The 4819-nt window shown below is 73.2% G+C and carries 2 protein-coding genes; one reads left to right on the top strand and one right to left on the bottom strand.

Annotation, left to right across the window (positions count from 1 at the left end):
• Positions 1 to 52: 52 nt before the first annotated feature.
• On the bottom strand, positions 53 to 3703 hold the full coding sequence (gene mfd / locus F6X68_RS30705) for a transcription-repair coupling factor (protein ID WP_151457522.1): 3651 nt from the start codon (positions 3701 to 3703) through the stop codon (positions 53 to 55).
• Between the two features lie 151 nt (positions 3704 to 3854).
• Between mfd and F6X68_RS30700 the strand changes: the two genes are divergently transcribed.
• Complete coding sequence (locus F6X68_RS30700) at positions 3855 to 4754, top strand: AraC family transcriptional regulator (RefSeq protein WP_192581608.1); 900 nt, start codon at positions 3855 to 3857, stop codon at positions 4752 to 4754.
• Positions 4755 to 4819: the final 65 nt, after the last annotated feature.

The raw sequence follows: 4819 nt of genomic DNA, 5'->3' as shown, positions 1-4819 counted from the left end.
CCCCACCCCCTGCTCACCCGCCGGCTGCCGGTCAGCCATCCTCGACCGCCACTCACCGCGCGGCGGCTCCCGCCGTCGCCGGCTCGCCCAGGACGTCCTTGAGCAACTGGGCGCACCACTCCAGCAGGGCCTGGTCGCGCAGCGGCTCGCCGCCCACCCGCCGGGTGCTGGGCCGGGGCACGCTGACCTGGTCGAGCGCCTGCTTGTAGACCGAGTCGGGGTGGTAGCGCTTGAGCCGCAGCTGCTTCGAGTCGGGCAGCGGCAGCGGACCGAACCGGATGTGCTTGCCCTGCATGGAGACGTCGGTCAGGCCGTAGCGGCGGGCCAGCAGCCGGAACCGGGCCACGGCGACGAGGTTCTGCACCGGCGCGGGCGGCTCGCCGTAGCGGTCGGTCATCTCGGCCACCACCTCGCTCAGCCGGTCGGCGTCGCGGGCCTCGGCGAGCTTGCGGTACATCTCCAGGCGCAGCCGCTCCACGGCGACGTAGTCGTGCGGCAGGTGGGCGTCGACCGGCAGGTCGACCTTGACCTCGGTCTCCTCCTCCGGGCGCTCGCCCTTGAACGCGGAGACCGCCTCGCCGACCATCCGCACGTACAGGTCGAAGCCGACGCCCTCGATGTGCCCGGACTGCTCGCCGCCGAGCAGGTTGCCGGCGCCCCGGATCTCCAGGTCCTTCATCGCCACGTACATGCCGGCGCCCAGCTCGGTGTGCTGGGCGATGGTCGCCAGCCGCTCGTGGGCGTGCTCGGTGAGTGGCTTCTCCGGCGGGTAGAGGAAGTAGGCGTACGCCCGCTCCCGGCCCCGGCCGACCCGGCCGCGGATCTGGTGCAGCTGGGCCAGGCCGAGCAGGTCGGCCCGCTCCACGATCAGGGTGTTGGCGTTGGGGATGTCGATGCCGGACTCCACGATCGTGGTGCAGACCAGCACGTCGAACTCCTTCTCCCAGAAGCCGACCATGACCTTTTCCAGGGCCTCCTCGCCCATCTGGCCGTGCGCCACCGCGACCCGCGCCTCGGGCACCAGCTCGCGGAGCTTCCGGGCCGTCCGGTCGATCGACTCGACCCGGTTGTGCAGGTAGAAGACCTGCCCGTCGCGGAGCAGCTCGCGGTGGATGGAGGCGGCCACCTGCCGCTCGTCGTGCGCCCCGACGAAGGTGAGTACCGGGTGCCGCTCCTCCGGCGGGGTGGCGATTGTCGACATCTCCCGGATGCCGGTGATCGCCATCTCCAGCGTGCGCGGGATCGGGGTGGCCGACATGCTCAGCACGTCGACCGAGGCACGCATCGTCTTCAGGTGCTCCTTGTGCTCGACGCCGAAGCGCTGCTCCTCGTCGACGATGACCAGGCCGAGCGACTTGAACCGGGTGGCGGCCTGGAGCAGCCGGTGGGTGCCGATGACGATGTCGGCGGTGCCCGCGGCGGCCATCTCCAGGGCCTGCTCCGCCTCCTTCGGCGTCTGGAAGCGGGAGAGCTGCCGGATGGTCACCGGGAACTGGCTCATCCGCTCGGCGAACGTGTTGTAGTGCTGCTGCACCAGCAGCGTGGTGGGCACCAGCACCGCCACCTGCTTGCCGTCCTGCACCGCCTTGAACGCCGCCCGGACGGCGATCTCCGTCTTGCCGTAGCCGACGTCGCCGCAGATCAGCCGGTCCATCGGGACGGTCTGCTCCATGTCCCGCTTGACCTCCTCGATCGCGGCGAGCTGGTCCGGCGTCTCCTGCCACGGGAAGGCGTCCTCCAGCTCCCGCTGCCACGGCGTGTCGGGGCCGAAGTTGTGCCCCTTGGACGCCTTGCGGGCCGCGTAGAGCTGGATGAGCTGGGCGGCGATCTCCCTGACCGCCTTGCGGGCCCGGGCCTTGGACTTCTGCCAGTCCGAGCCGCCCATCTTGTGCAGGGTGGGCTGCTCGCCGCCGACGTAGCGGGAGAGCTGGTCGAGCTGGTCGGTGGGGACGAAGAGCCGGTCCCCGGGCTGGCCACGCTTGCTCGGGGCGTACTCGATGACCAGGTATTCCCGCGACGCCCCGTTGACGGTGCGCTGCACCAGCTCGACATAGCGGCCGATGCCGTGCTGCTCGTGCACGACGTGGTCGCCGGCCTTGAGCTCCAGGGGGTCGATGGTGTTGCGCCGTCGGCTCGGCATCTTGCGCATGTCGCGGGTCGAGGTGCCCCGCCCGCCGGTGACGTCGTTGCCGGTGAGCAGCACGAACCTGGACGCCTCGTCGACGAAGCCGCCGGTCAGGCTGCCGCAGGCGACCAGCACCTCACCGGGGGCGGGCGCGGTCGGGATCTCCTCGGTCAGCCGCGCGCCGAGGCCCGCGTCGCGGAGCACCTCCACCGCCCGCTGGGCGGGGCCGTGCCCCTCGAAGACCAGCGCGACCGACCAGCCCTCGCCGGTCCAGCGCTTGAGGTCTTCGACCACCCGGGCGGTCTCGCCGTGGTAGAGCGGGGCCGGCTGCGCGGAGAGGGTCACCGCGATCGCGTCGTCGGGAGTGACGTCGTACGCCTCCGGCCCGTCCTCCCAGGGCTGCCGCGCCGGGGCGGCCTCGGCCTCCACGAGCCCGAACGGCGACAGCGTCCACCAGGGCTGGCGCAGCTTCGCCGCGACGGCGCGTACGTCGCCCAGGGTCCGGAAGGCGGCGGCGCCGAGGTCGACGGGGGCCTGGCCACCGACGGCGGCCGCGGCCCAGCTCGCCTGGAGGAACTCGTCGGAGGTACGCACCAGGTCGTGCGCCCGGGTGCGGATCCGCTCCGGGTCGCACAGGAGCACGTGGGTGCCGGCCGGCATGGCGTCCAGCAGCAGCTCCATCGAGTCGGCGCCGATCAGCGCCGGGGCCAGGGACTCCATGCCCTCCACCGGGATGCCCTCGGCCAGCTTGTCGAGGATCTCCGCCAGCTCCGGGTGCTCCTCGGCGAGGGCGGCGGCCCGCTTGCGCACCGACGGGGTGAGCAGCAGCTCCCGGCACGGCGGCGCCCACAGCTGCGGCACCTGCTCGATGGTGCGCTGGTCGGCGACGGCGAAGGTGCGGATCTCCTCCACCTCGTCGCCCCAGAACTCGACCCGCGACGGATGCTCGTCGGTGGGCGGGAAGATGTCGAGGATGCCGCCGCGCACGGCGAACTCGCCCCGCTTGGTGACCAGGTCGACCCGCCCGTACGCCATGTCGGTCAACCGGCGGGCGACCTCCTCCAGGTCGGCCTCCTGCCCGGCGGCGAGCTGCACCGGCTCCAGGTCGCCGAGCCCCTTGAGCTGCGGTTGCAGCAGCGACCGGACGGGCGCCACGACCACCCGCAGCGGGCCGGTGCGACCGTGCGCGTCGGCCGAACCGGGGTGCGCGAGCCGGCGCAGCACGGCCAGCCGACGGCCGACCGTGTCGGAGCGGGGCGACAGGCGCTCGTGCGGCAGCGTCTCCCACGACGGGAAGACCGTCACCTGCTCGGGCGGGAGCAGGCTGCCCAGCGCGGCGGCCAGGTCGTCGGCCTCCCGCGTGGTGGCGGTCACGGCGAGCACCGGACGACCCGCGCCACCGCCCGGCCCGCCGTCGCCGGCCTGGTCGGCGGCGACCGCGGCGACCGCGAACGGGCGCAGCGCGGCCGGCGCGGTGATGTCGAGGCCGTCGACCTGCGCGGCACCGGAGCGCGCCAGGTCACGTGCCCGGGCCAGCCCCGGGTCGGCCAGGGCGGCGGAGAACAGACCGGTGAGCATGGGATCACTTCCAGCGGGAGGACACGACGATCACCCCTCGTCCGGCTGGACGGGGGGCCACTGGTCGACACTATCTCTCCGGTCGGACGAACCGCCCCCGCGTAGGTTGGATCGTCGACAATCGGCGCAGGGCCACCCGGGGGGAGAACGGATGCCTGAGGGAACTGGCAGCGACCCACGCCGGAAGACCACGCCGGCCCGGTGGCGGATGCTGGGTCACCCGGACGGGATCCTCATCTACGAGGTCCGCTGCATCGTCGAGAACCACGGCTGGACGACACCGGCCATCGAGCTGAACTACAACCTCATCCTCGGGCGGTCGGGGGCGTACCGGCGGCGGCTCAACGGTCGTACGGCGTTCTCGGACGCCACCTCGGTGCTGCTCACCCGGCCGGGCGACGAGATGTCCGTGTCCCACCCGCTGGGCTGCGGCGACTCGTACACCTGCCTGGAGGTCGACCCGGCGGTGCTGGCCGAACGCCCGGACGGGACCCGCTGGCTGGAGACCGCCGGCTGGGAGGGCACCTCCGACGCGTCGCTCGACCTGGCACACCGGATGCTCATCGCGGAGTTCCGGCGGGGACTGGACCACTTCGAGATGGCGGAACGGCTGCACCGCTTCCTCGACGAGGTGCTCAGCCGTACCGGTGCCCGGGACGAGCCGGGGACGGACCTGGCACGCGCGGTCAGCCGGCGACCCGCCACCCAGGCCGCCCACCGTCGCCTGGCCGACCGGGCCCGCGAGGTGCTCACCGCCGGCGACTACTCGCTCAGCCTCGACGAGGTGGCCCGCGAGGTGGGCGCCTCCCCGCACCACCTGAGCCGGGTGTTCCACCGGGTCACCGGCAGCAGCCTCACCGCCTACCGCAACCGGCTGCGGGTCCGGGCGGTGCTGGACACCCTCGCCGAGTCGGACGAGCGGCCGCTGCGCGCGGTGGCGGCGGAGCACGGCTTCGCCGACCAGGCCCACCTCACCCGCGTGGTCCGGGACCACGTCGGCCACCCCCCGGCCCACCTGCGCCGACTCCTCACCCAAACCCGACGGACCTGACCCCACCGCATCCCCAGCCGCTGTCCCTGCGTTTGGACCGGGTCGGGCGGCTGGGGATGCGGTGG

This window comes from Micromonospora sp. AMSO12t, from assembly GCF_008806585.1.
Classification (GTDB): Bacteria; Actinomycetota; Actinomycetes; order Mycobacteriales; family Micromonosporaceae; genus Micromonospora; species Micromonospora reichwaldensis.
Note: the sequence above shows the minus strand (reverse complement) of the source record. Positions and strands in the feature narration are given on the sequence as shown.

What these genes read in the sequence shown, in the direction of transcription:
- mfd (WP_151457522.1), bottom strand. Translation starts at nt 3,703, where the DNA reads ATGCTCACCGGTCTGTTCTCCGCCGCCCTGGCCGACCCGGGGCTGGCC.
- F6X68_RS30700 (WP_192581608.1), top strand. Translation starts at nt 3,855, where the DNA reads ATGCCTGAGGGAACTGGCAGCGACCCACGCCGGAAGACCACGCCGGCC.